At 41.0% G+C, this 24,674-nt stretch carries 27 protein-coding genes and 4 tRNA genes; 3 read left to right on the forward strand and 28 right to left on the reverse strand.

The window, feature by feature from the left end:
* The first annotated feature begins 24 nt into the window (after positions 1-24).
* Complete coding sequence (gene fmt / locus WC848_03345; protein ID MFA5961691.1) at positions 25-987, forward strand: methionyl-tRNA formyltransferase; 963 nt, start codon at positions 25-27, stop codon at positions 985-987.
* A 4-nt stretch (positions 988-991) separates the two neighbouring features.
* Positions 992-1,837, forward strand: a complete 846-nt coding sequence (locus WC848_03350; protein ID MFA5961692.1) for a rhodanese-like domain-containing protein — start codon at positions 992-994, stop codon at positions 1,835-1,837.
* A gap of 42 nt (positions 1,838-1,879) precedes the next feature.
* On the opposite strand, the gene WC848_03355 is transcribed toward WC848_03350, so the two are convergent.
* The 26 genes from WC848_03355 to rpsB form a co-directional block, all read right to left on the reverse strand.
* Complete coding sequence (locus WC848_03355) at positions 1,880-2,155, reverse strand: co-chaperone GroES (GenBank protein ID MFA5961693.1); 276 nt, start codon at positions 2,153-2,155, stop codon at positions 1,880-1,882.
* 96 nt (positions 2,156-2,251) lie between these two features.
* A complete protein-coding gene (locus WC848_03360) occupies positions 2,252-2,974 on the reverse strand; it encodes a hypothetical protein (protein MFA5961694.1) in 723 nt (240 codons plus the stop codon).
* Between the two features lie 20 nt (positions 2,975-2,994).
* Positions 2,995-3,954: an Obg family GTPase CgtA gene (gene cgtA, locus WC848_03365; protein ID MFA5961695.1), complete on the reverse strand. Its 960-nt coding sequence runs from the start codon at positions 3,952-3,954 to the stop codon at positions 2,995-2,997.
* Between the two features lie 24 nt (positions 3,955-3,978).
* Positions 3,979-4,221 (reverse strand): membrane protein insertion efficiency factor YidD, encoded by a 243-nt coding sequence (gene yidD / locus WC848_03370; GenBank protein ID MFA5961696.1) that lies wholly within the window; start codon positions 4,219-4,221, stop codon positions 3,979-3,981.
* A gap of 63 nt (positions 4,222-4,284) precedes the next feature.
* A complete protein-coding gene (locus WC848_03375) occupies positions 4,285-4,992 on the reverse strand; it encodes a ChbG/HpnK family deacetylase (protein ID MFA5961697.1) in 708 nt (235 codons plus the stop codon).
* Positions 4,993-4,996: 4 nt separating this feature from the next.
* Positions 4,997-5,776, reverse strand: a complete 780-nt coding sequence (gene murI, locus WC848_03380) for a glutamate racemase (GenBank protein ID MFA5961698.1) — start codon at positions 5,774-5,776, stop codon at positions 4,997-4,999.
* A 19-nt stretch (positions 5,777-5,795) separates the two neighbouring features.
* Positions 5,796-7,577 carry an ABC transporter ATP-binding protein gene (locus WC848_03385; protein MFA5961699.1) on the reverse strand — a complete coding sequence of 594 codons (1,782 nt, stop codon included), beginning with the start codon at positions 7,575-7,577 and terminating at the stop codon, positions 5,796-5,798.
* Positions 7,578-7,650: 73 nt separating this feature from the next.
* Positions 7,651-7,887, reverse strand: coding sequence for a hypothetical protein (locus tag WC848_03390; GenBank protein MFA5961700.1), 237 nt, complete (start codon positions 7,885-7,887; stop codon positions 7,651-7,653).
* Positions 7,888-7,891: 4 nt separating this feature from the next.
* Positions 7,892-8,212, reverse strand: coding sequence for a hypothetical protein (locus WC848_03395; protein MFA5961701.1), 321 nt, complete (start codon positions 8,210-8,212; stop codon positions 7,892-7,894).
* 73 nt (positions 8,213-8,285) lie between these two features.
* A complete protein-coding gene (locus tag WC848_03400) occupies positions 8,286-8,531 on the reverse strand; it encodes a GIY-YIG nuclease family protein (protein ID MFA5961702.1) in 246 nt (81 codons plus the stop codon).
* 89 nt (positions 8,532-8,620) lie between these two features.
* Positions 8,621-10,396, reverse strand: coding sequence for an ABC transporter ATP-binding protein (locus WC848_03405; protein MFA5961703.1), 1,776 nt, complete (start codon positions 10,394-10,396; stop codon positions 8,621-8,623).
* 75 nt (positions 10,397-10,471) lie between these two features.
* Positions 10,472-12,217: an ABC transporter ATP-binding protein gene (locus WC848_03410; protein ID MFA5961704.1), complete on the reverse strand. Its 1,746-nt coding sequence runs from the start codon at positions 12,215-12,217 to the stop codon at positions 10,472-10,474.
* A gap of 137 nt (positions 12,218-12,354) precedes the next feature.
* A complete protein-coding gene (locus WC848_03415; protein ID MFA5961705.1) occupies positions 12,355-12,558 on the reverse strand; it encodes a DUF2892 domain-containing protein in 204 nt (67 codons plus the stop codon).
* A 146-nt stretch (positions 12,559-12,704) separates the two neighbouring features.
* The gene (locus WC848_03420) at positions 12,705-13,055 is read right to left on the reverse strand and encodes a hypothetical protein (protein ID MFA5961706.1); all 351 of its coding nucleotides are present in this window, start codon (positions 13,053-13,055) and stop codon (positions 12,705-12,707) included.
* A gap of 161 nt (positions 13,056-13,216) precedes the next feature.
* Entirely contained in the window at positions 13,217-14,806 is a 1,590-nt protein-coding gene (locus tag WC848_03425) for an oleate hydratase (protein MFA5961707.1), read from the reverse strand.
* Between the two features lie 227 nt (positions 14,807-15,033).
* A complete protein-coding gene (locus WC848_03430) occupies positions 15,034-17,376 on the reverse strand; it encodes a hypothetical protein (protein ID MFA5961708.1) in 2,343 nt (780 codons plus the stop codon).
* Between the two features lie 141 nt (positions 17,377-17,517).
* Positions 17,518-17,588, reverse strand: a tRNA-Trp gene (locus WC848_03435).
* 4 nt (positions 17,589-17,592) lie between these two features.
* The gene (locus WC848_03440; GenBank protein ID MFA5961709.1) at positions 17,593-18,246 is read right to left on the reverse strand and encodes a hypothetical protein; all 654 of its coding nucleotides are present in this window, start codon (positions 18,244-18,246) and stop codon (positions 17,593-17,595) included.
* 74 nt (positions 18,247-18,320) lie between these two features.
* Complete coding sequence (gene rpmG / locus WC848_03445) at positions 18,321-18,476, reverse strand: 50S ribosomal protein L33 (protein ID MFA5961710.1); 156 nt, start codon at positions 18,474-18,476, stop codon at positions 18,321-18,323.
* 57 nt (positions 18,477-18,533) lie between these two features.
* Positions 18,534-18,606 (reverse strand) — tRNA-Thr (locus WC848_03450).
* A gap of 12 nt (positions 18,607-18,618) precedes the next feature.
* Positions 18,619-18,701, reverse strand: a tRNA-Tyr gene (locus tag WC848_03455).
* A gap of 33 nt (positions 18,702-18,734) precedes the next feature.
* A tRNA-Thr gene (locus WC848_03460) sits at positions 18,735-18,806 on the reverse strand.
* Between the two features lie 133 nt (positions 18,807-18,939).
* The gene (locus WC848_03465; protein ID MFA5961711.1) at positions 18,940-19,725 is read right to left on the reverse strand and encodes a tetratricopeptide repeat protein; all 786 of its coding nucleotides are present in this window, start codon (positions 19,723-19,725) and stop codon (positions 18,940-18,942) included.
* A 13-nt stretch (positions 19,726-19,738) separates the two neighbouring features.
* A complete protein-coding gene (gene ricT, locus WC848_03470) occupies positions 19,739-20,470 on the reverse strand; it encodes a regulatory iron-sulfur-containing complex subunit RicT (GenBank protein MFA5961712.1) in 732 nt (243 codons plus the stop codon).
* A 60-nt stretch (positions 20,471-20,530) separates the two neighbouring features.
* Positions 20,531-21,115 (reverse strand): translation elongation factor Ts, encoded by a 585-nt coding sequence (locus WC848_03475; GenBank protein MFA5961713.1) that lies wholly within the window; start codon positions 21,113-21,115, stop codon positions 20,531-20,533.
* Between the two features lie 66 nt (positions 21,116-21,181).
* Complete coding sequence (rpsB, locus tag WC848_03480) at positions 21,182-22,021, reverse strand: 30S ribosomal protein S2 (GenBank protein ID MFA5961714.1); 840 nt, start codon at positions 22,019-22,021, stop codon at positions 21,182-21,184.
* Between the two features lie 334 nt (positions 22,022-22,355).
* Here rpsB and rpmE point away from each other — a divergent pair, with 334 nt between their 5' ends.
* Complete coding sequence (rpmE, locus tag WC848_03485; GenBank protein ID MFA5961715.1) at positions 22,356-22,643, forward strand: 50S ribosomal protein L31; 288 nt, start codon at positions 22,356-22,358, stop codon at positions 22,641-22,643.
* Between the two features lie 257 nt (positions 22,644-22,900).
* On the opposite strand, the gene WC848_03490 is transcribed toward rpmE, so the two are convergent.
* Positions 22,901-23,674 (reverse strand): hypothetical protein, encoded by a 774-nt coding sequence (locus WC848_03490; protein ID MFA5961716.1) that lies wholly within the window; start codon positions 23,672-23,674, stop codon positions 22,901-22,903.
* 543 nt (positions 23,675-24,217) lie between these two features.
* Entirely contained in the window at positions 24,218-24,670 is a 453-nt protein-coding gene (gene rpsI / locus WC848_03495) for a 30S ribosomal protein S9 (protein MFA5961717.1), read from the reverse strand.
* Positions 24,671-24,674 lie beyond the last annotated feature (4 nt).

Here is a 24,674-nt window from a genome sequence, read left to right on the forward strand (position 1 = left end):
AAAAAAATATAAATCATACAAAATATGCCAAAAAAATCCATCAAGCTCCGGACTGTCTTTATGGGCACGTCTTCTTTTGCCGATACGATTCTTACTGCGCTGATTGCAGAAAAATACAATCTCATCAGCGTCTACACCCAAACAGATAAGAAGGTCGGACGCGACCAAGCGTTGCAAAAGACCGCTGTCAAAATTACAGCTGAAAAAAACAAGATTCCAGTCTTTTCTCCGGCCAGATTTGGAGAGGAAGAAATCAAAGAATTGGCTGAGCAAAAACCAGACCTGGTCATCGTTGCAGCTTATGGGAAAATTCTGCCCCAAGCTGTCCTAGAACTGCCCGGCTTTGGCGCCATCAATGTGCACGCATCACTTCTCCCTCATTATCGAGGACCATCACCGATCCAAAATGCCATTTTGGACAACGAAAAAGAAACTGGTGTCACTATAATGCTTATGGACACTGGCATTGATACAGGCGCGATTCTCAACCAGGAAAAAACCAAGATTGACCCGGATGAAACTAGTTCAGAACTTTCGGAAAAATTGGCCAAACTTTCAATTCCGTTGCTTCAAAAAACAATTGTGCTTTGGGTTGAAAGAGAAATCACGCCAAAACCGCAGGATGATAAACTAGCTACCCTCTGCCAACTAATTGAACGTGGTGATGGAAAAATAATCTGGATGAATGACTCCACAACAATCTATGACCAATATCGCGCATTTTACTCTTGGCCGGGAGTTTTTACTTATTGGCAACGAGGTGACGCCAATATGCGGTTAAAGATAAACAAACTTGCTCTGGGAAATACCGCTACGCTTGGCGAGCATTCTTTGGGAGAAGTTTTTGAGTCGGACGGTAAGATCGCGGTCCAATCTGGAGCCGGAGCGATTATTTTGGAGGAAGTACAACTAGAAGGTAAAAATAATTTAAAGATAAGAGATTTTATCAATGGAAATCCAAAATTCATTGGAAGCGTTTTAAAATAAACTCATGTTTAACTCTGATCAAGGGAAAGAAGAAAAAAATATCAAAGCAATTGCTATAGGGCTATTTCTAATTGCGCTAATTTCGGCCATTACTATCTTTAAGTCAAATTCAGAAAAAAAAACATCTTTTAAAAACAACCAAGAAGCGGCTGTGGTCAAGCCAACAGAGATTGATCCAGCAAAGATCGGAAAAATTACATCAACTGAACTAGCAAAAAAAATTCAGACAAATCATGAGGAATTGATCCTTGTTGATTTTCGTGATACGAATAGCTACAAAAATGAACACATCGTTGATTCGATCAATATGCCTGTTTCTGACATAGCTTCTTTTCCTCAGGTTGTAGCAAAAAACAAGACCTGCATATTGATCCAAAAGTCAGAAGAAATGATCCTTATTGGCGACATAGCCGATATCCTTTCGGCATTAGGTTACACTAACCTTTTCTATCTTGATGGTGGTTTTGAATCATGGAAAAACAATTTCAATCCAACAATTAGCGATGGCGACCAAAACTCTTTCGCTGATCAAGCTAAAGTGAGATATATCACTAGTGATGATTTGAAAAGAATACTTGCTACGGAGAAAAATCTAGTCATTATTGACGCACGAAAAAGCGATGAATTTAGTACTGGCCACATAGCCGCAGCAACCAATATTTTTCTAGATGATATAGAAAAAAGGAGAAAAGAACTCCCCCTGAATAAAACTATTATTATCTACACCGACACCGCCCTAGGAGCCTTCAAGGGCGCAGCAAGGTTGTTCGACTTGGGCTTTTCAAATACCTTTGCTCTTTCTGATGGATTAGACACTTGGAAAACTAAAGGCTATGAACTGACAAAATAATTCCGAATAATTGGAACGGTTCACTTTTTATATCTCTTAGTGCTATTCCACTACTGCCAAGATATCTTCTGCCTTAAGAATCAAACAGGCATCTCCACCCACCTTGATTTCTGTTCCGCTATACTTGGCAAAAATAACTCTTTGCCCTTTTTTAACCGGCATAGCCTCGACTGTGCCTATTGCCAACACCCTCCCTTCCTGGGGTCGCTCCGTATTGGCTATTTCCGGTAAAAAAATCCCTGACTCGGTCTTTTGATCGGCCTTGAGTAATTTGACCAAAACATTTTCGCCCAATGGTTTGATATTTTCTTTTTGCATATTTTTTTCTTGCGTCGCTTCCATTCCTCAACTATCTTCAAAACAGAATTTCCGGAATAAACAACGAAACGCATTAGAGTTAAAAAATTAAATTACCTACATTATTTTTTCGCAATCACATTCCTTATTATCTTCTTTTTTCGACATATAGCTATAAAGAAATATTCCCTGAGAAGCAAAAAGCTTTAAAATTTCCATATTTTTCGGCTTTCCCTCTTCTTTTTCATCATAACCATCCACTATCAAGTAACTCTTTATATTGTTAATTTTTTGAGGTGAAGAGACAACTAAAAATCCATTATGCTTTTTAACGTTCACGTCTTCTTTCATTTCTGTAAGCTCCTTGTTTGGTATGGTTGAACTAATACTATCGGAAAGGCCAACTTCCTTTTCAGTCCTATTTGTCTTTAGATTAACAAATCGGATCACTGACACATTAGCCTTGAGCAAAAAATTAGTAGCATTAATGATGGATTCATATGCCTCTTTCTCCTTTTTTCTGTTCAAGATAGACCGATCAGAAAGACCAAGCGCTACACCCATCATGATGTCCATCTTCCGATTGACCTCCCCGATATAGCTATAAGAGTCAACTAAATCCTTAACTGTCTGATCCATTTTTTTTTGCGTCCTTTCTTTCTCTTTTTTTTGCAGTGCAATCCTTCTTTCATTTTGAACAAAAGTTAGAAAAGCAATCGAACCAAGAATAAAAATCGCCACTTCTTCCGCCCGTTCCTCAACAAGAAATGAAACATTTCCTCGGATGATATCCGGAATCAAAACAGCAACAGCAAATAAAATAGAAAAAATCCAATACATAGTGGCTCTATTATGGTTGATTATGCAGATAGCATTTCCAATAAATAATTCCTCAGTATGTTCAGCCGATCCTGATCATGGATCGACACAACAAGCACCTCCGGGTTAATTTTTTGCATCTCTTTTACTTTTTTGGCAATCTGCTTGGCATCGACCAAGTCAGTTTTGGTGAGCAAAATGATTTCTTTTTTTTGCAAGAGTTCATCGGAATATTTTCCCAATTCTTCTCTAATGATTTTATAGTCTTTTTTGCAATTCTCCGATTCTAAGCTGATGCAATGGACTAAGATTTTTGTTCGTTGAATGTGACGCAAAAATTTCATCCCCAATCCCCTGCCCTCCGATGCGCCTTCGATCAGTCCGGGAATATCAGCAATGATAACACCCTCCATTACGCCTAAATTTGGCTCGAGCGTTGTGAAATCATAATTTCCCACCTTAGCTTTGGACGCGGTCAATTCGTTGAGCAGAGATGATTTTCCGGCACTTGGCAGTCCGATCAGTCCAATATCCGCGATAAAGCGCAATTCGACGAATAGATTACGCTCTCCACCTTCCTTGCCCAGCTCCCTTTCTTTTGGTGAAGTATTGGTCGGCCCACGAAAGAAAAAATTTCCCCGTCCGCCGATCCCGCCACTCGCGACCAGGATGCGCTCACCCACTTTGATAATTTCCAACTCTTCCAAGGTATCTAAATCATGCAACACGCTACCGATCGGCACAGTCAAGATCAAATCTTTTCCGCGGTGTCCTTCGGAATTATCTTTTTTGCCATTCTGTCCATCTTCGGCGTAATATTCTTTTTTGTGCTTGTACTTATTCAACGCCGAAAGATTTGACACGCCTTCAAAATAGACGCTGCCTCCGTTGCCACCTTTCCCGCCGGTCGGCCCAAGGCTCATCTTGACTTTATTGAAAGCCACAACGCCATCGCCGCCACGCCCGGCATATACTTTTAATTTAACTTCATCAGTAAACAAAATATTTTAATCCTAAAAAATTAATCACTTTTTCTTCGGCACCGGATCATATCCACCTGCATTCCAGGGATGACAACGCACGATTCTTTTCAGTCCCAGAAATCCTCCGCGCCAAATACCAAACCGTTCGATTGCCTCGTAGGTATATTGACTGCAAGTCGGATGAAAACGACAGATCCGTTCGGAGATGACATAAGAAAGCGGTCCCTGGTCGAGAGAAAGAGTTTTTTGATAAAGCCTTATAAGCACTAAAATAATCCGTTTCATCTATTCTTATTTAACTCCTAAAAAGAGCGCCTGTCAAGCTAATTTGCCTTTTTTAAGCCAAAATCATACTTTGCCTAAAAAATCAAACTCCACTTCTCTTTCTGGATGAAAAACAACCTCTGTCAAACTTCCTGCTGGCAAATTCCGCAAAAAACTAAGCTCATTGACCCAATCAAAGCTAACCATATAATCAGTAGTATACATGGTTGTTTTTCGCATATCGACCAAACTTTTTTTGCGCAACCAATTTAACGCCTTCGCTACCGGACCAGAGCTGTTAAATTCTTTTTTTCCAAAGCGTACAAAGGGAATCTTGTATTTTTCACCCAATTGGATAACTGTCCTTAAATAAGGAGGAAAATAATGGATATACTCATGTGAACCGATTCCGTCCGGCACTTGACCAAAAATTTCTTCAAATTTTTCAATCTGGATCGCCCATTGCAATCCCACTTTTTCTGGGCTAGTTTTTCCCATCAAATATTTTAATATAAACACGATGGCCCTTCTTATTGGACTTTCTTTGAGTTTTCGATCGCCTCGCCAGTAGCTTGAATTATAGTCAACCAGATGCAAATGGATATCCAACTTGACTCCCGATTTCTTCAATTCCTCCACCTCATCAGCACTTAAATTTTCACTAATCATAACTTCGACACGATCTAATTTTCCCGTCCTCAATGATTTTAAGATATTAACATTTGCTAGCTTACTGATCCCAAAATCATCAGCAGAAAAAATGGCTTTTTTTCGATTTTTTTCATCTAACATAGGCTTAAAAAACTTGTTTTTTAATTATCACTTTCTGACCCAAAATTTGAAAAATATTTTTCTGATAATGCTCGACGAGATCGGAAAAATAATAAACATCTTGCTGGACCTTTTTTCCCTTACCGGAAAAAATCTTTTTTGTTCCTTGTGCAATCTCTTGAGCTGAGCTGATAATCTGCACGTCTTTCCCCAAATACCCCTCGATCATTCTTTTAAGCAAGGGATAATGAGTGCAACCGAGCACTAACATATTTAATCGCTTCTTCTTCAAGTCTTTCAGATATTTTTCCACGACCAGCTTAGTCACTTTTCCGCTCAGCAATCCTTCCTCGACTAAAGGCACAAAAAGCGGGCAAGCCCTGGAATAAACTTTCATAACTTTATCCAACGCTTTAATCTTCTTAGCATATACTCCGCTGCCTATCGTGCCTCTCGTACCAATCACACCAATCTTCAATTTTCTTTTTAAAGACCTTTCTTTTTCAACTCGAGCGACCACAGGATCAATCACGTCATAAAAATTAATCTTGGGGTATTTTTTACGCAAAAAATCAGCGGCAAAGGTTGAGGCGGTATTGCAAGCAATCACGATGTCTCTCGCTCCCCTTGAAATCAAAAATTCAGTGATTTCCACCGCATAGCCCCGGATCACATCCGAACTTTTGTCACCCCAAGGATAGCGCGCCGAATCGCCAAAATAAACAATAGGACAATTTGGATTGGCCTTTTTGATTTCCTTAGCGACAGTCAGACCGCCAATTCCACTATCGAAAATTCCGATCATAAATTTGGCTTTATTGCGATTACTCGACGTCCCCAACTTTTTGCAGATTGATTAGCTTCTGATAGAGTCCACCGGAAAGGCGCGAAAGCTCAGTATGATTTCCCTCTTCCACTACTCGACCTTTCTCTAATACAATAATCTTATCCGCTTTTTTGATTGTACTCAAGCGATGTGCAATCACAATCACCGTCCGATTTTTACTGATCTTGTCCATCGCATCCTGAATCAACCGCTCTGAATAAGAATCCAGGCTTGATGTCGCTTCATCAAAAATAAGGATCCGCGGATTAGCCAAAATTGCCCGCGCGATTCCGATCCGCTGACGCTGACCGCCAGAGAGCTTAATCCCCCGTTCGCCCACCGTCGTCGCATAGCCATCCTTCAGTTGCAGGATAAATTCTTCCGCATTAGCCGTACGTGCCGCTGCCATAATCTCCTCCCTGCTCGCGCCCGGTTTGGCATAGGCGATATTTTCGTTGATACTTGTGTCAAAAATTTCCACCTCCTGCGGAACGATGGCCATAAAGTGGCGAAAGGCATACAAATCATACTCACGCAGATCCTTGCCATCCAAAAGCACCTGCCCGGCACTAGGATCATAATGGCGATAAATCATCCGCACGACTGTTGTTTTTCCGCCACCAGATGGTCCGACCAAGGCAGTCACGCAGCCAGAATCGATGGAAAAATTGACCTTTTCTAAAGCACAATTCGCGCTGTCTTTATAGCAAAAAGAAATATCTTTAAATTCTATTTTTCCTTCAATCTTTTTCGGCTTCAATCCTTTGGGATTATTTTTAATATCTGATTCTTCTTTGGACAAAACGTAGAGACGTTCCACAGCTTCACTAGATTCCATAATCCGGTCGTAAAGTCGCGAAATGCGGAATAATGAAAGTAGAGCTTTTTCGGAAATAGTATAAACAAAGACTATACTACCGATCGTGATTTGACCCTGTATTACCAAATAAACCCCAAAAATTAACACAAAAGCACGACCGAGATCAATCACCAAATTTCGCGCTACGTTATATTGAATTATTTTTCTATATTCCTTAAGTATACTGCTTTTTACATTTCCAGTCGCTCGGGAAAATTGGATATGTTCCCTTAGTTCCGCCACAAAAGATTTGACGGTATTAATATTGATTATTGATTGAGTCATGAGGCTGGCTGCTACCTCTTGCTCATCAAATCTATTTTTACGAAAAGGATAAACTAATTTATTTACTCGGAGCGTGAGCAAGATGAAGGCTGGCACAAAAATCAAAATTATTACCCCAAAATGCCAATTAACCACAAACAGCGTAATGGTGGTGAAAATAATTTGAAAAACCGTCGGTGCAACTTCAAATGAAAAATTACTAAATAATGTTTCAATCTTATCAACTCCTCGTGTCACTTTTATCACCTTGCCACCTGTATTTTCCGCTTCATGATAGCCCAAACTCAAAAACACCATCTTCTTGTGAGCATTGTTTGAAAGATAAGCAATGATGTCCACGAGAACATCAAATATTCGATTGTCCGCCAAATAATCAAGAAAGGAAATCCCTTGATTGATCAGAAACATCGCCCCGACCAAAAGCAAAATATTACTCAATTGAGACGGGTCAAAACTAGTGATTCTGTCAATCACTAGTTTTAGCATATAGGGACCGACAAGGCGAACTACTTCCATTGCCATAATCAAAACAAGCAAACGTTTAATCTGCTTCTGACTCGGCTCCAAGAGTTTCCAAATTCGCTCCCAGAAGCGTCCCAAGTCCATTTTCGGCTGTTTTTCGGCTGTTTTTTTCATTGAATCGGCAAAAAAATAAAGGGTTGCGACCCTTTATTGATTATATCCCAAAAGGACCTTTTTAGCAAGTGGTCTATTTTTTCTTACCTTTGCCGGCTTTCCCCAAAAGCACTGCCACGGCTGCACCCAAAGCGGCTCCGATTCCCGCGGAAATCATGGCGGCTTTTTCTGGATTCTTCTTAGTATACTCCTCAATTTTTTTTCCGACGTTTTCCAATTCTTTTTTGGCCTTAACAATTTCCTTTTCGGCCACTTTTTGCAATTCGACCTTCATCTCAGTCGCCTTGCTCTTGATGTCTTTTGCATCCATATGATTATTTTTTAATAATTAACAGTCCGACGAGGATTGAAAAAATTCCCACAATCGCGTAGCCAATTCCACTGCTTAGCATTAATATCTCATTGATAAAAAGAACTAAACTGATAAGCGCAAAAATGGTACCAACAATAATGAGAAAGGTGCCGATCAAACTTTTTTGAAAGGCCGCAACCATCTCTTCGATCCGGTGTTTGATCTTGTCTGCCAAGTTATCGGCAAAATTTTTGAAAAAACTGACACCCAATCCAGAAAGCATCTCCTGCCAATCAAATCCACTCCCCTCTTTTTTAGTCTTTGTTTTTTTTGTGACTACCATATTTTTATTTTTTAGTTTATTTATTTTTACTTATTTATTATACCACGATAATTTCAGAACGCAAAAATTAATATCAACAGGTCGTGATTAGTTGTAATTTGTCTATCCTCTTTAGCTTTTTGATCCGCGCTTCTTCTTTCGATGCTGTAGAACGATTTTTGAATTTTTTGGAATAGACCAATTTGACCGGACGGCGCGCAGCAGTATATTTCGCACCCAATTTTGTTCCATTGTGCTCCGCGATTCTGCGATCAAGGTTGGTCGTGATTCCAATATATAGCGTCTTATCAACGCATTCAACGATGTAAAGATAATACATTTTTTTATTATAACACTTGCTCACTTTTCTCACTCTTATCCTGTCTGAAATTTAATCTTTGCTAAAGAAGTACTCCGTCTTTTATTAAACTAGCTTTCCCGCTTTCCGTGTAAAAGCAGTTCCACGGCATGTTGCATCGAACCGGCATGCGTGACTTCTCCACCGTTGACAAAAAAAATTTCGTCGGCATTTTCAATCGTGTTAAGCCGGTGCGCAATGATCACTTTGGTCGTTTTTTTCGGCAATTTAGCGATAATTTCTTCCAACAGCTGCTCAGTAACCGTGTCAATGTTGGCCGTTGCTTCGTCTAAGATCAAAATATCCGGACTGCGCAATACCGCTCGGATAAAAGCGATCAATTGTTTTTGTCCCAAACTGATCGCATCCGCGCCTGAGACAATCTGCGTATCGAGCCCTTCCGAAAAACGGGAAAGTAGTTTTGTCAGATGCGCCTTTTCCAATGCCTGCGCAAGCTCAGCACTAGTGCAATTTCCATACTCTTCATTGCCATATATGATATTTTCCCGGATCGTGCCGGTAAAAAGAAACGGTTCTTGCAGAATAAATCCGATTTTTTTTGTCCGCTCATCCGACGAATAACAGCGGATATTTTTCCCTTCCAAAAAAATTGCTCCCGCAATCGGATCATAGAGCCGTGCCATCAGCGACGCAGTTGTTGTCTTGCCGCCACCAGTCGGTCCGACCAATGCATAGGTTTTGCCTCTTTCCAAAGCAAAGTTAATATTTTTCAAAACATCCCTTCCACCTTCATAGTGGAAATTGACATTCTTAAATTCCAATGCTGCTTCCAAGGAAGAGCTTTTTTTCATTTTTTCTACCGGCTCAGTCCCCAAATTGGACTCAAGCGCCAAAATTTCCGCGATGCGATCAAGGCCCGCTAAGGCCAATTGGAGCGACGGCCAGACCGAAGCTAATTGGCGGAGCGGATTGTAGAAATTATTGACATACAGCAAAAAGCCGATCAGCAATCCTACAGTAAATTGACCGATGGAGATGAGATAGATCCCGTAAGCTAAGACGACCAGCTGTGCCAAAGATGAGGCAAGCGTATAGAGCGGATTGAAAATATTACTTGCGATGCCGGCCGAGATGGAAGCAGCATAATTCATTCCGTTCGCTTCTTTGAATTTATTGCGGAAATAGTCCAGCCGATTGAAAGCCACGATCACTTTGAAATTATTGATGCTTTCTTGGATCTCTCCACTCATTCCGCCAAGCGTCCGCAGGCTCTTGAGGCTAGACCGCTTGACCCAAGGAGAGAGCATCTGAGTGCCCACCAGCGCCACGATAGCTGGGAGAAGAGCTACCAGTCCGAGTTTGAAATCGATACTCAAAAGAAAGATTCCAGTACCAATGATCAAAATGACATTGCCGAAAAATTGCATGAGTGCCTGGGAGAAAAATTGATTAAGTTTGTCTGTGTCATTATTGATCCGCGAAACGATATCTCCTGTTTTGTTTTGATTAAAAAAAGCCACCGGCAGTTCTTGCAATTTACTAAAAATTTTATTGCGCAGATTAAAAAGTAAGCGCCGGCCGACTCCCCCCATCGTTTTGATCTGGAAATAACTTGAAGCCAATGTCAAAAGAAAGATAAGCGCTAACAATCCGGAATAGAGCAGCACGCCGTGAAAATTTTTATCGGCAATATAGTCGTCCACGATATGCGCGATAATGATCGGTACGATCAATGTCGCGGCGGAACTGACCAACATCGCAATGATTGCGAGTGCCACCGAACGCCCCTCTTCCTTCATCAATGGCACCAGCCGGCGCCAGGCAGTGGTTAGCACCCCTTTTTCTTTTTCTTTTTCAATATCAGTTTTTGTGAGCGAATAATTCATAACCCGTATATTATTTGTATATTTGTAAATTTGCCGGCCGGCCGATTGGCAGATGCGAGCTTGTAATTTGTAGTTTCATTCATATTGATTCGTACTTCTTTGTGACTGATAGATCTGGACGTATTCTGGCGATGTTTCGAGCAATGCCTCGTGCGTACCCTTGGCTAAAAGCTCCCCCTCCATGATTAAAATGATCTGATCATAATGCTCAATAGAAGAAATTTTCTGCGTGACCGAAACAAGTGTCAGCCCTGGATAATTTTTGGCGACATTATTCAAAATTTTGCTCTCCGTATTCGCATCGACGCGCGCGGTAAAATCATCCAGCAACAATATTTTCGGATTAAGCGCCAGCGCTCGCGCTAGCATGACGCGCTGTTTTTGTCCGCCAGAAAGGCTTGTTCCCCGCTCGGAAACAATCGTATCTAATTTTTTGGGAAGTTTTCCGATAAAATCATCTAACTCTGCGGTCGCAATCGCCTTTTTTAAATGTACGTCTTTCACGGTATTGCTAAAAGCAATATTTTCCCGCAAACTCAGATTAAACATTACGCTGTCTTGAAAAACAAAGCCGATTTGACTATGCAGATTTTCCTTGTCATATTGCTCGATTTTTTGGCCATCAAAATAAATCTCGCCGGATGTCGGCGCAAGCAACCCGGTAAGCAGATAAAGCAGCTGGGTTTTCCCCGCAGCCGTGGGTCCGATAATCGCTGTCTTGCTACCAGCAGGAATAGAAAAAGAAACATCCCTAAGCGCATACTTCTCGCCAAAATTGACGGAAACATTTTTCACTTCAACATCTCCCTTGAGAGAGACTTTCAACCCGCCAGTTTTCTTTTCCACCGGAGCTTTAAGCACCATTAGTATCCGATCATAGGAAGCTTGAGCTTGGGCGATGACATTGCTCATAAAACCAATGATGATGATAGGAAAAATTAGGATCGCAAGGTAACTATTAAAAGCGGTAAAATTTCCCAGCGACATCGCTCCTTGGATGACAAAATGCCCGCCCAAAGCAACGATGACCAGCGTGGCAAGGTTAGTAAAAAAAGTGACGACCGGGATAAGACTAGCGAACAATCCCAGAATTTCCAGACTGACACGCTTCGCTTCCTTACTGGCAGGCAAAAATTTTTGATATTCGCTCTCATGCGAATCAAGCAAGCGGATAAGCGCTGCCCCCAAAATACTTTCACTGATGATTTTATTAAGCCAATCGATTGCTTCCTGTGATTTGACAAATAATTTACGCACTTTACTTAAGACAAAAAAGAAGCTCAGTCCGATAAATGGCATAATCGCAAGCACAGAGATTCCTAATTTCCAATCAGTGATGAGCAATAGCACGGCGATGCCGACAATCAAAAAGATGGATGAAATGATTGAAGAGACAGCGATCGAAACAAAAGTTTTTACCGCGTCGACATCGGATGTCAGATTAGTCAAAAGCTTGGCCGGCGTGGCAGTTTCAATATAGGCATAGGGTTGGACGGAAATTTTGGCCACAAGTTCATCGCGCAAATCGCGCGCGGCCATTTCTGATGCATAGACCTGTACGATGTTTTGCAAATAAGTAAAGACGAAAATGCCTATAGCGATGACGGTAAACTCAATCGCTAAATCAGGGACGGAAAAATGTCCACTGGCATAGGTATCGATCGCCCGCGCAATAATTTTGGGCACAGAAATGCTTAGCGCATTAGCAATAATTGTGAGAATGACAAGCCAGCTAATAATTTTTTTGTAACGTCCAAGCAGACCGAGCAGTGTCGGTGCCAAAATTTGAGGATTATTTTTTTCAACTTTCTTTTTTTTCATCTCAATTAAGCGATTTCGTTTTTCTCGCCAACTAACAAAATCAGCAACTCACGTCGCTACTTTTATAAAACAAAAACCAGCGATAAATTTTCGTAATTTTTGTTGAAAAGCCAGTATTGATCCACCCTTGCCAGGTCCTATTTTTTCTCCCCGATCGTGTCAATCCCGAACAATTTATACAGCGCGCAAAAACCGGTTGCGGCCGTGATAAGCATGACCACTCCTAATACAAAGAGCATACCACTCGTTATGCCAGAGAAGGATAACGCTCCGAGCGCTAGGAAAACAACCCCCAGAATAGCCCTTAGGCTGCGATCCAAGTTACTCTCATTTTTTTGCATATTTTTTAGTTTAAAAATTAGCTCACCTGAATTATACACTATAATTTTAAACAAAGAAATAAGATCTTGTATCGATCTTATTTCTTTCGCTTTATGTGGCATTCATTTTCTCGTTAAGCCAATTATGATCTCACTCGCAGGATAAATCAGCTCATGCTGGGATGTCCGCGACCCATTGAGGGTGAAGACATCATACCCCACAGAGAAGAACCGATGATGACTAGGCCGAGAATGACGCTATTCCAGGTTGCGCCTACCGTTGCCATTGCTAAAAACAAGGGACTGATCAGCATCCAGAAACCCAAAAGACCATTTACCCAACCGACCCACACAGAACTTTCTGCATCCGAAAGCGCAATCAGGGCGAAAATTGCCACTAGGATTCCAACAATAAACGGATTGCTATAGAGCCCTACTGCCATCACAAACGCCGAAGCCATCAGCCATAAACCGGCCACTAAACTTATACCACTCGCGATTTTTACGTTGCTACTCATATGCTTTTCACCTCCTTTCGTTTTTAACCTACTCTTACGCTATTAGTACGATTTATAGTTGGTTTAGGATTAATTTATCAATTCCATCATGCTTAAAACCAAAAAAACGCCGATATTAAGCGTTTTTCAACCCACTATTCAGTAAGTCCAATTTTCAAACCTTATCTGAGAATAGTTTTTATCGCCCTGAATATATTGCCCGGGTGACGATACCCCTTGAGGATCGGGTCAATCTTTTTATCCAGGCCCAAAAGAGAATAAACCGCTATTTGAGCCGATCTAATTGAGTATTCCACCGTAAAAACAATGTCATCCGGTATCTCGCAAAATTGACCCAAAAAGGCAAAATTCTTCGCGCCAGTTGGCACTACACGTGGCCGATCTTTTTTTGACCTTGGAGAAAATTGGCTGGTTATGTAGGGCATTACGCACGGAATGCAAGTAGCCGATCCGATGATTTTGTCCTTTTGTTTCTCAAAACCCAAGTGCCCGATCAGCTCGATCAAAATCTCCTCCCCAGTACACTCGTACATTTCTTTCTTGACAAAATTACCTTTTTTGTCCGGACGCAAACTGTAGCCCCAACAAACATCCACGCCTTTGCTTTGTCCTCTAAAATGTGGCTGATGCGGAATAGTGATTGACATGCCCCAATTGGAAGCGTGAAAAGTCGTTCCTCCTCCAGTTCCCTCAATATTGCCGGTCAATTTTTTCATCAGCGCAAAAAAAGTTTTGTTTCTAAAAGTAACCGTAAATGATTCCCATTTTGATTTTTTGGCGTGATTATCAAAAACCTTAGGCCGGCCGAAATCAGGATCGAGAATAGATATTTTCTCCCAAAAATTCCAAGCTGCGCAGTTTCGCCTTTTTTTTAGTTTTGGCGCTGCATGCATTGATCCGAAACTAGCATTGGTAGTCATCGAGCCAAGGGTGGCGAAAACAATGTCCTCTTCACCGATCAAAATACCCCTCTTCTTTTTGTTTTTAGTGAACAAGATCTTCTTGACCGCCTTTTCCTTTTTAGCAATCTCCATCGCAAGGCCAGTGACAATTGTTTCCTTTTTGAAATTGACGCCTTGGCCTTCCAACCATTTCATGATTGGCAGTACGAGTGAATCATGCTGATTATATGGCGTGTTTTGGATGCACTCCATCGTGTCATAAAAAGGCAAGGCATGGAATGACCTAAAAATATATCTTCTAAATTCCGCCAAGCTGTGCCAAGGCTGAAAAGCAAAAACCGTACTAAATTCAGACCAAAAATTTGTCTCAAAAAAAGTTGCGTCAAAATATTCATCTATCCGCAAATTATCCAAAGTTGCTTCACGCCGCATCAGAACTTTTGACAAATTCCATCTATCTCGCCAACACAACCCAAGTGTATGAGAATTGATAATCTGGCCATTCTCCACCAAGCGCGCTTTGGCAAACGTTTTTATCCTCAAATTATAATTATCTATCTGGTCTTTCACGCTCAAATTTTTATTCTCAAGGGATGGCACGCGAGAAAGCAAGGCATATGTGCACTCGAAAGCATTTTTGGCTAAAATCCTGTGCCCTGTCATAATATAGGCCTTTCCGGAATAATTTCTTTTCGCGTCCAAACTGCCCCCGATCGCGCTGTTCGCCTCCAAGATAGTGATATTTTTCCCTTGGAAACCACCGTCCTTAATCAGATAAACCGCACCGGCCAAAGAGGCAATCCCGCCACCAATAAAATAGGCTTTGTTATTTTTAGTATCTGCTCGCATAGCTATAAAAAATTAATTTCAACGACACATTTATTATAGCAAGAAAAGAAACTATTTGCGATTTTATTCCGAAGCAAAAAAAAAGAATTACGTAATTAATTACGTAATTCTTTTTTGCACGCCATAGTGAAGGACGTTAGAACTATTTTTATTAAAAGAAAGGAATACATTTATATTCCAAGCTTCGATTCCCACACATCAGATTAGGTAATTATGCTATTTATAAACTACTGGCCTTTCTGCATTTTTTCTTTAAGGATTTCTACTAATTCAGGGGAATAATGCTCAGATACATGGCCTGCGTTATCTCTATACTTTCTGAACCACTCTGGATGCTCTGACCTAAATATTTCAGCATTCTTTTGAATTGTTGGGCTCGTTACGCCAGTAAGCTTTGCTACAGAAAAAGCGACAAGCCAGCCATCTGGCACCGACATAATTTCTGTGAAATAGTCTTTTATCTTTTTTACTAACTCTGGGTGATAATACTCCATCTCTAATGATTTCGGATGCCTGAATTTACTAAACCACTCCGGATGATTCGGCCTAAATTCTTCAGCGTAATTTTTTACAGTTGTGCGGTCAACACCCAAACTAATTCCCAGACCTCTAGCAATCATCCATCCCTCTGGAGCTACTCCTAATTTCCCATATTTATTAAAAAGTATTTCTGAAAGCTCAGGGGAAAAATATTCAAATTGTTTACCCATTCGATGTTCATAATATTTAAACCATTCCGGGTTTCCAGCTCTATACTCTTCTGCATGGTTTCGTAAGGTTTCTGGTGATATACCAATTTTTTTTGCTAAACTAAAACCCATTTCCCAGCCATCCGGCGCAAATTCTTTTTTTTCATGTCTTTTGGCTAACATTTTTATTAGCTCAGGAGAATAATATTCTAAGTTCTTCCCATGTGAGTTCCTATGAATCTTTGTCCATTCCGGATTTAAAATTCTTTGTTTTTCTGATTGATCATGCAATGTTTGAACAGTTGTGTTCCATTTTTGCGCTAAAGTATAAACCGAACTCCATTCGGCAGGAGCAATTGATGTTCCGTGGTATTCATTACGTATTTTTTCAACTAATTCGGGAGATAAATATTCAAGTGGCTTTCCTCTATGATTTTTATACACAAAAAGCCATTCTGGGTGTTCGGACTCATATTTATTTATATAACGTTGGATAGTTCTAAATGTCACTCCGACTGAGTCAGCTAGTTGATTCGTAGTCATCCAGCCATCTGGAACAAGCACGAGACTTGCATCTTCCTCTTGGATGATTTTTATTAAATCTGGATGAAGATGCTCGCTTCGCCTTCCCATGGTTCCCCGAAAGGTCTTAATCCATTCTGGATGATCGATTCTATATTTCTCTACTTTATTTTGTATTGCATCAAAAGTAATACCACTCTTTTGAGCAAAGGCATTTTTTGTCAACCACCCTGCCGGTGCCAACTCCGTTTTTTTAACCTCCCTGTAAACGGTGTCTACGAGATCTGGATGAAGATGTTCCACTTGCTGGTTCAGATGATTTCTATAATTCCCAAACCACTGGGGATAATCTTGTCTGTAACTCTCAACATAAGCTCGTAATGTCTGTGGCGCTATACCAGCCTTTAAGGAAAAAGCGGCTAGATTTAGCCAACCATCAGGAACAAGTGGAACTAGTTCTCGCTCATTTAATTTTTTTTTGATCATCTCCACTAATTCAGGACTATAATGAATCGCCACATCGCCCCTCATCGTTGCGTATCTTTTCAGCCAATCAGGATTAGATTTTTTATATTTTCTGACTATCGCTTCAATAGAGCCAGAATTCAACCCAAGCAAAGTTGCTAATTTTACAGGCGTTATCCATCCTTCAGGAGCATCCACTGAACAACCGATCTCTTCGACTAACAAATCTTTAATTTTATTCTTCCAAATTTCCCTATGACCTTCTTTATTTTTATCAGGATATTTTACAACAGACACGATGTCATGGGGCATTGCAGATAGCTCTTCTTTCGTCTTATTCATATAATCCCTCCATTCTTCTTGTTTAGCTTTATGAACAATGAAAGTGGCGTTTCCTTCCTCATTATTAACAAGAACTAATTTTTCGATTGATGGCAAGATAAAAATTAAATAACTCAACTTTCTCATCATCTTGGGATCATTTTCGCCTTCAACCACAGAATATTTCAATCCCAATTCAGCGAGGGTTTCCATGAGTAGTGCTGAGCGAGGAATGACACCTGCCTCCTTGAAACCGTTTCCGCTTCCCGTAGTTATTTCCATTTCAGAAGGTGGCAATATTACTTCGTCCAGCTTCGTGTAATCATCCGGCAAGCTGATTTTTCTATTCTCACTGATTCGCTTTTTGACAAAATTGTCAACACTAAAATGAGCTACTGGAGCCTGACCTTTTTTCGTTTGCATGTAGCTCAGAAATTCCTTAGCATCAAGCAAATCAACTATATCAGTAAGGTGAATTCCCTTGCGAAGAAGTAATGCTAATTTTAGGTTTATTTCATTTTTTAGTTTGTGATCTGCCGATTCAATTGTTGGAAAATTTGGTTCGCCCATCATAATATTGATTTTGTTTTAAGCTCTTTATACATATCAAAACTACCAAGCATTGTTTTTATATTTTAATTCTATCACAAAAAATTCTAACTTCCCACTGCCCTACCAAAAAAGAGGCTCAAATAAGCCTCTTTTTATGTCCTGCACGGGGTGCAGGAATCGAACCTGCGCCAGAACTTTTGGAGAGTCCTATACTGCCACTATACGAACCCCGCGTGTTTATTGCCTTGAAATTTCCCTAATCAGAAACAACATCTCTTGCCTTATTTGTTTTCCATAGTATCTAACGCTAATACATCCCTGATAGTCTTCCCTTATTCTCTTGCCAGCATTCGGCTTATTATAGGGCTTAGTGAATTGCGCTTCTGGTATTCTAGTAACATTCGACCAAAACTTAATCTGCTTTTCAACGTTGTGATAGCTATGCACATGAACTAGCGCTCTAAATCTCTTTTCATCAACACTGAATGCTTTTCTGAAAGTATCAATAAAGTACTTAATAAGCTTCGGATCTGAATTTATAAAAGTCAACTGTGACTTTTCAGTTTTTCCACCTTCGCACCAATAAAGCAACGCACACACAATCTTTAGATCATTTTTTAGCAAAACACATCGACCAATGCTATTTTTAACATTTGCCAATATTTTCTTGTCCTCGCTTACTATTCTTTTTCTAACTGATTCATTCCCTTTATTTCTCCCAACGACTCCCAGCTTGTTAATTCTTTCTTTTGCAATCTTGGATAATTCAACTTCTCTCAGCCACAAGCTTGCCGTGCTTTTCGCTATTCCAATTTTTTCACTTATTTCCCTGAAAGAAAATCCCCGCTGTCTCAGTTCTGTAGCTTTCTTTTTCAAAATATCAACCTTCATAAAAAATCAAACTAAGACTATGAGTTACTTAACATCTAATCTTAGTTTAACAATAATTTGGCCAAATTGTCAAATTACTTCATTTCCTTATGCATCGTATGCTTTTTGCATTTCGGGCAATGTTTTTTCATTTCCAATTTTTCCTTGATCTTCTTCTTGTTTCTGGTTGTGAAATAGTTGATGTTGGCACATTCCAAGCATTTCATCTTTGCCAAGTTTTCTCGTGACATAATGGTATGATAAATTAATTTAACTTGATTAAACCTTCTCTCTTTCTTATTCTCGTGAGCCGTTGTCCGGAATCGGACCGGAGACCTTTTCCTTACCATGGAAATGCTCTACCGACTGAGCTACAACGGCATAAATTTAATGTGGGCCGGGAGGGATTCGAACCCCCGTAGACCGAAATCGGCTGATTTACAGTCAGCTGCGATTGACCACTCCGCCACCGACCCACTTTTTCCGCTACTCACAATAATTCATTCGTGAGCCGAAGATCGGAGTTGAACCGATAACCTACTGTTTACAAAACAGTTGCTCTGCCATTGAGCTACTTCGGCAATATATAATTTCCCCAAACCTTAATAGCGCTACTATTTACAAAACAGTTGCTCCCTGCCTGCCGGCAGGCAGGTGCCACTCCGCTACTTCAGCATATCAAGCGCGAGTTAATTTCACGCTTTTTCTATTCTATCAGCTTCCTAGGATTTTTTCCAGTTTTCTGATCTTATACCGTGCGTTACGATTTCCCGGGTTTAATCTGAGCACTTGTTTGAAACATTCCTTGGAATGTTCCAAATTTTTCACTTCCAGATAATATTCTCCCAATCGCTCATAAGCTTCGATATCTTTCGGATTAGCCGCGATTCTTTCGATGAGCAATTCCTCTAGGCGACTCTTGGTTTCTCGTCTTCTTTTCGGTACCACGACTCGATCACTGATGATCGGACGAAAATATTTCTCCTCTACTTCTTCCTGGATCGCTCGTTGTTTCAATCCTAATCTTTCACGGATATTTTTTTTCTCCGGATCATACTTTCCCACCTTATCAATAATTCCATCCAATATTTCACTTTCATTTGCTGCCGGTTTTTCTTCTCTGCGCTCAAGATTCTCTTCCAACTGCGGTTCAGGATTCGGCCCGTTTTCGACCACCCTTGAATTTCTTTTTTTTCGGATCCCTTCGCCCAAGTCCTTGAGCTTATTTTCTAATTTCAAAAAAACAATCCGCGATTTCTTGACTGACTTTTCCAGCACGACCAGCAAACCTTGTTTTAGTCTTGTCGTCACTTTAGCCATTCCGGTATCCTGCCGGGAATAATCACCCACCCCACCATCGACCGCCCGAAACGCTCGTTCATTTTCCAATTTCTCCTCTCGCTCCAGACGATTGATTTCCGGAGCCTTTTTTACCAAAAAAATAATTATTCCAATAACACTGAAAATGACTAAAATTGGCGGAATAATTTGGTACAACATAAATAGGTTAGTTTTATTTTAACTCTTCTTTTTTGACTGACAGATATTTTCCACTTCGCAATTTCACCTTGACTTCCTGCGTGATTGCGTTCACCTCAATCACTGTGCCATCTCCCTCGACTGTACTAATCGTGCTATACATCTCCGGCATCCCTTCTAACATTTCCCGATAACTTTGCGCTTCATAAGCCAGGCAACACATCAACCGACCACAAGCGCCAGAAATTCGCTCCGTGCCTCTGTGTGCGATCTGCTGGACGCGCGCCATATCGGTCGTAATGCTAGGAATATTATTTTTCGTATTAATGCAACACATCGCTCGGCCACACACTCCACAATCACCCAATTTCCGAGCTTCATCTCGCGAACCGATCTGTTGCATCCGGATAGCTTTCTTGAACTTGAGCGAAAGATTTTTGACCAATTCGCGAAAATCTACCCGGCCGTCAGATGTAAAAATGAAAATGATCTGTTTACCATCTAAGCTTATCCGCGCATCGATCGCTTTCATCGCTAGTCCAAGTTTTTTGAGTTCGCTCTTGCAAAAATCCAACGCCGCCACTTTTTCCTTTTCTTTTTCTAGAAAACTTTCCTTGTCCCTTGTTGTCGCTAGGCGCAAAACTTGCTCTTTTTCTCTTGGACAGTTTTCATGACCATCCGCCTCAACCGTTCCTAATTCATTAAAATGTTCACAGGTAACAACCACGCGGTCACCCGCTTTTACTTTGATTGCGCTTTCGCACATTCGCGGCCCTTCCCAGGAATATATTTTAACAAAAACATCCATCGTATTTCAATCTACTGTTTATAGCTCCATCCGAGTAAAACCACCCACGCGGATATTTTCTCCAATCTTAGCAATCTTTTCTGTAATCAGTGCTTCAATAGTTTGGTCAGGATTTTTTACGAAAGGCTGAGTAAGCAGTGCCAAGTCTTCCCGAAATTTCTTCTCCTTGCCTTCTAGAATTTTTGCCATAATTTCTACCGGCTTATTTTCCGCTTTCAATTGTTCTTGCCAGATATCTTTTTCCTTTTCCAGTGTCTCAGTTGGGACATCTTCTGGCTTCACATATTGCGGATTCATCGCTGACACGTGCATTGCCAAGTCTTTTGCCAACTCCAAAAATTCAGTGTTCCGTGCCACAAAATCACTTTCGCAATACAGTTTTACAATCGCTCCCAATTTATTGTTCGGATGAATGTAGGATACGACCACGCCCTCACCAGCTTCCCGATCAGATTTCTTGGCTGCTTTCAACTGTCCCTTTTTGCGGATAATCTCAATCGCTTTTTCCTCATCTCCATCAGCCTCATCAAGCGCGTTTTTTGTTTCCACGATTCCCGATCCAAGCATTTCCCGAATCTTTTTTATTTGCTCTAAGTTTGCCATAATTTTATTTGTCCGCCGTAGTCCTGAGTACTCTTAGGACGAAGGAGGATCAGTCCTCTTAACTTTTTATTTTTTCACTTCAGCAGCTGCTGCCACTGCAGCCTTCTCAATTGCCACTTTTTCTACTGCCATTTTTTGCTTGGCCGCCAAAACAGTTTTAATCACATAGGCCATCAAAATTTTCAAAGATGAAACGGCGTCCTCATTGGCTGGAATGATATAGTCGATATCACGCGGATCGATGTTAGTATCAGCGAGAGCAATCACGGGAATATTTTTGATTTTGGCTTCCTTGATGGCTAGATTATCCTCCACTACACCAGTCACAAAAATTGCGCCTGGTAAGCGATCCATATTCTTGATTCCACCCATCTTCGTTTCCAAGCGCTCCAACTCTTCGGCAAATTTCATCTGTTCAAATTTGGTGTATTTGCCATATTCTCCACGTTCCAATTTACCTTGCCCGTCACGCAGATACCTTGTTCGTCCAGAAATTGCCGCATAGTTAGTGAAAGTGCCACCCAACCAACGCTCCGTCACATAGGGCATCTCACAACGCTTTGCCGCTGCTTCCACAATTTTCTTGGCTTGCTTTTTTGTTCCCACGAACAAGATCTTCTGCCCGCTCATGATCACTTTTTCCATAAAGGCCAACGCCTCTTTCAACATCTGCGCCGTCTTTTGCAAGTCCAAAATGTTGATCCCGTTTTTCACACCAAAGATAAATTCATCCATCTTAGGATTTTTTCGGGATTTGTGATGTCCAAAATGCACACCATTTTTGAACATCTCTTCCAGATTGATTTCCAATTTCGCAAAATCGAAATCAGAAAAACTGTCGGCCACCTCTCCTGCCGCGCTCTCTTTTCCAGTCCCTGTCGGAACTGAAACATTCTTCTCTTCCATACTATTATTCCTTTAATAATTATACGCCCCTCAAAAGTGAGTTGCGTTTCCGCTATTTTCCGTTAATTCTGAAGTTATTGGCTTAGAATCAGCGTCTTAATCCCCTCGTCTTTCGACTCTTGGGGCAGGACAACGCCCGGAAAATATGAGTTTTTGTACCTAGCTACTATATCAGCTCCCGCACCACTTGTCAATTTCCCAAAGCTGTGCTAAATTTAGCAAGTTAGTGAATAACTCAATTTAACCCAAATTTGCCCAGTTTTAAGAGTCCTAAACGATCAGGCCCCAAAAAAGCCTTATTTCCAACTCTCAAGGGCTAAAATCAGTCAATTTTATGAAAAAAGACATCCATCCTAAGTATTTTCCCAACGCCAAAATCATCTGCGCCTGTGGCAATGTGATTGAAGCGGGATCCACGATTGAAGAAATGAAGGTTGAAATCTGCGCCGCTTGCCATCCTTTCTACACTGGCAAGAAAAAATCCATGGACACCGCCGGCCGCGTCGACCGTTTCAAGAAAATCGCCGAAAAGAAAGCCGCGCCAAAAGTAAAAAAGGAACGCATCCGAAAACCCAAAGCCGAGACCAAGAAAGTAGTTTCGAAAAAGAAGTTGAAGAAATAATCTTTTCCATATTTTCAAAAAAGCCCAGGCAGAAATGTTTTGGGCTTTTTGTATTTTATAAAGTTGTCGGTTTAGTGTCTCCTGACCTGAACCTCCTAATTCTTAGCTAGCTGATTAGAAATAAAAGGTTCAATTCGGGAGAATTGAACCGACAAGATATCAATCTTTTTGTAAAAAATACTGGATTAAAAAATCCCTCGCTTAAGTTGCCATTGGGCAAGCTTTTGAGCGAGGGATTATGCTGAGTAAGGATAAGATTATTCGGTTGTGCCATAAATACGTTCGGCTTCGTTTTGATACCAGCCTCTTATGGCATCTCTGGTTTTTTCATTTAATGCTTCCAAAGCCGGTATCATTTCAGCCAGCCTTTCCTCGGTCATTTTTTCCGAATCATCGTCGGAAATCAGCTCAAACATAGGACCCATCAATAAGTTTTTGACCGCTTCAATACTTATATCCTGCAGGGTTTGGTTGCAAGAATTCAAGAACTCCTTCTTGGTTTGAGTCCTGCGAGTAATCGCATCGGCGTATTTATCGATATGCTCAATGAGCTCAGTTACTGGAGTATTATACTCGTCAGCGAGGGTTTGAAGCACATCGATCAAACTCCAATAATCCTCATAGAGATCCTCAATGCTCATGTCATTCGTTAGATGTTTAACACAATCTTTCAAAGACGAATCTAACAGTGCATATTCCTGTTCATCTAGAGCCTGTCCCGTGAATTTCTCCATACTGTCGTTAATTGCACCTGTGAGATGCTGAACGTCTTTCGCTGAAAACAGTGGCTTATCCCGCGCATTGCGCTTGAGACGTCGAGCGACTAAGCCAGCAAGTTTGTCCGTTAATTTGAAGTGGAGCTCCTTAGAAAAACGTGAAAAATACTCATCATCCTCCAAAGGCTCAATTCCGTGATATTCTTTAATTGCTGCATTCAGAGACATATTTTGTATACGCGCTATTTGCAAACGAGCCCATACAAAGGATTTAAGCTCTTTCAAACTTAACGCTGACCGTTCTCTATTTATCATCTCATTGTTCTCCTTTCTTTTCAATTAACAGCACATTTCCAACCGCCTCCACACAACGTAGAGCTAGTCAGAAAATGACTGTTAATCGGCTAGGTAGTTTTTTAATGTACGATTTTATAGCATGCACCCATTTGAGGTTTTTGTCAACCCAGAAATCTGGATGGGCTTTAGGTAAAGCAAATCTCTCAACGTGTCATTCCCGCGAAGGCGGGAATCCAGGTTCCACGAGCTATGAACTCCAGAAAATCGAACTACAAGTCTAACAAATTCTCTATTTTAGCAAGTCTTGAGTTTTAATAATTCGTTTTTTCTTTATATTAAGTCTGAGGTGCCTGGATCCCCGCCTTCGCGAGGATGACACCTAATCAAAAAGAAACGAGCATATAGCTCGTTTCTGCAAAAATACAAATATAATATAAACCTTTAGCGTTTCGCCCACTTATGGGTCGCTCCGCTCCTTCAAACCCCTCGGTTTGAATAATTCCGCCAACTGAAACCTCCCGGTTTCCGACCCTTCCCCACCACATTGTGCAAAAAGATTTACTATCTTTTTGCCCACTGTGGACTTTTTCTCGCTTTCTTGAGTCCCGGTTTCTTTCTTTCTACCACTCTGGCGTCTCGGGTGAGGAAGCCCTCGGCGCGCAGAACTTTTCTCAGACTCTCGTCAAATTTAATGAGCGCTCGGGAGATTCCCAAACGGATCGCTTCGGATTGGGCGTTGATTCCCCCGCCAACTACTTTTACAGTCACATTGAATTTCTCGGAAAGTCCCACGGAGGTCAAGGCGGATTTTACCGTGTCAGAAAAACGAGCGACAGAAAAATATTCTTCCAATTTTTTGTCATTGACCAAGGTGTCAGTCGGCGTGTCAGTCGGATAGATGCGGACTTGCGCAATGGCGGTTTTTCTTTTGCCGACGGCATAGAGATATCTCCCAGCCTCGGATTTTTCTACCACTGCGTCCTTTTCAATTTTAGCTTTTTTCTTGTCTATCATAGTA

Source organism: Parcubacteria group bacterium (assembly GCA_041659505.1).
Taxonomy (GTDB): Bacteria; Patescibacteriota; Minisyncoccia; order Moranbacterales; family UBA2206; genus UBA9630.

What these genes read in the sequence shown, in the direction of transcription:
- WC848_03360 (MFA5961694.1), bottom strand. Translation starts at nt 2,974, where the DNA reads ATGTATTGGATTTTTTCTATTTTATTTGCTGTTGCTGTTTTGATTCCG.
- WC848_03405 (MFA5961703.1), bottom strand. Translation starts at nt 10,396, where the DNA reads ATGAATTATTCGCTCACAAAAACTGATATTGAAAAAGAAAAAGAAAAA.
- WC848_03375 (MFA5961697.1), bottom strand. Translation starts at nt 4,992, where the DNA reads ATGTTAGATGAAAAAAATCGAAAAAAAGCCATTTTTTCTGCTGATGAT.
- WC848_03425 (MFA5961707.1), bottom strand. Translation starts at nt 14,806, where the DNA reads ATGCGAGCAGATACTAAAAATAACAAAGCCTATTTTATTGGTGGCGGG.
- rpmG (MFA5961710.1), bottom strand. Translation starts at nt 18,476, where the DNA reads ATGTCACGAGAAAACTTGGCAAAGATGAAATGCTTGGAATGTGCCAAC.
- WC848_03440 (MFA5961709.1), bottom strand. Translation starts at nt 18,246, where the DNA reads ATGAAGGTTGATATTTTGAAAAAGAAAGCTACAGAACTGAGACAGCGG.
- WC848_03410 (MFA5961704.1), bottom strand. Translation starts at nt 12,217, where the DNA reads ATGAAAAAAAAGAAAGTTGAAAAAAATAATCCTCAAATTTTGGCACCG.
- WC848_03355 (MFA5961693.1), bottom strand. Translation starts at nt 2,155, where the DNA reads ATGCAAAAAGAAAATATCAAACCATTGGGCGAAAATGTTTTGGTCAAA.
- WC848_03400 (MFA5961702.1), bottom strand. Translation starts at nt 8,531, where the DNA reads ATGTATTATCTTTACATCGTTGAATGCGTTGATAAGACGCTATATATT.
- rpsB (MFA5961714.1), bottom strand. Translation starts at nt 22,021, where the DNA reads ATGGAAGAGAAGAATGTTTCAGTTCCGACAGGGACTGGAAAAGAGAGC.
- ricT (MFA5961712.1), bottom strand. Translation starts at nt 20,470, where the DNA reads ATGTGCGAAAGCGCAATCAAAGTAAAAGCGGGTGACCGCGTGGTTGTT.
- WC848_03415 (MFA5961705.1), bottom strand. Translation starts at nt 12,558, where the DNA reads ATGCAAAAAAATGAGAGTAACTTGGATCGCAGCCTAAGGGCTATTCTG.
- WC848_03465 (MFA5961711.1), bottom strand. Translation starts at nt 19,725, where the DNA reads ATGTTGTACCAAATTATTCCGCCAATTTTAGTCATTTTCAGTGTTATT.
- WC848_03490 (MFA5961716.1), bottom strand. Translation starts at nt 23,674, where the DNA reads ATGATAAATAGAGAACGGTCAGCGTTAAGTTTGAAAGAGCTTAAATCC.
- WC848_03350 (MFA5961692.1), top strand. Translation starts at nt 992, where the DNA reads ATGTTTAACTCTGATCAAGGGAAAGAAGAAAAAAATATCAAAGCAATT.
- fmt (MFA5961691.1), top strand. Translation starts at nt 25, where the DNA reads ATGCCAAAAAAATCCATCAAGCTCCGGACTGTCTTTATGGGCACGTCT.
- WC848_03390 (MFA5961700.1), bottom strand. Translation starts at nt 7,887, where the DNA reads ATGGATGCAAAAGACATCAAGAGCAAGGCGACTGAGATGAAGGTCGAA.
- yidD (MFA5961696.1), bottom strand. Translation starts at nt 4,221, where the DNA reads ATGAAACGGATTATTTTAGTGCTTATAAGGCTTTATCAAAAAACTCTT.
- murI (MFA5961698.1), bottom strand. Translation starts at nt 5,776, where the DNA reads ATGATCGGAATTTTCGATAGTGGAATTGGCGGTCTGACTGTCGCTAAG.
- WC848_03385 (MFA5961699.1), bottom strand. Translation starts at nt 7,577, where the DNA reads ATGAAAAAAACAGCCGAAAAACAGCCGAAAATGGACTTGGGACGCTTC.
- WC848_03395 (MFA5961701.1), bottom strand. Translation starts at nt 8,212, where the DNA reads ATGGTAGTCACAAAAAAAACAAAGACTAAAAAAGAGGGGAGTGGATTT.
- WC848_03430 (MFA5961708.1), bottom strand. Translation starts at nt 17,376, where the DNA reads ATGATGGGCGAACCAAATTTTCCAACAATTGAATCGGCAGATCACAAA.
- WC848_03420 (MFA5961706.1), bottom strand. Translation starts at nt 13,055, where the DNA reads ATGAGTAGCAACGTAAAAATCGCGAGTGGTATAAGTTTAGTGGCCGGT.
- WC848_03475 (MFA5961713.1), bottom strand. Translation starts at nt 21,115, where the DNA reads ATGGCAAACTTAGAGCAAATAAAAAAGATTCGGGAAATGCTTGGATCG.
- rpmE (MFA5961715.1), top strand. Translation starts at nt 22,356, where the DNA reads ATGAAAAAAGACATCCATCCTAAGTATTTTCCCAACGCCAAAATCATC.
- rpsI (MFA5961717.1), bottom strand. Translation starts at nt 24,670, where the DNA reads ATGATAGACAAGAAAAAAGCTAAAATTGAAAAGGACGCAGTGGTAGAA.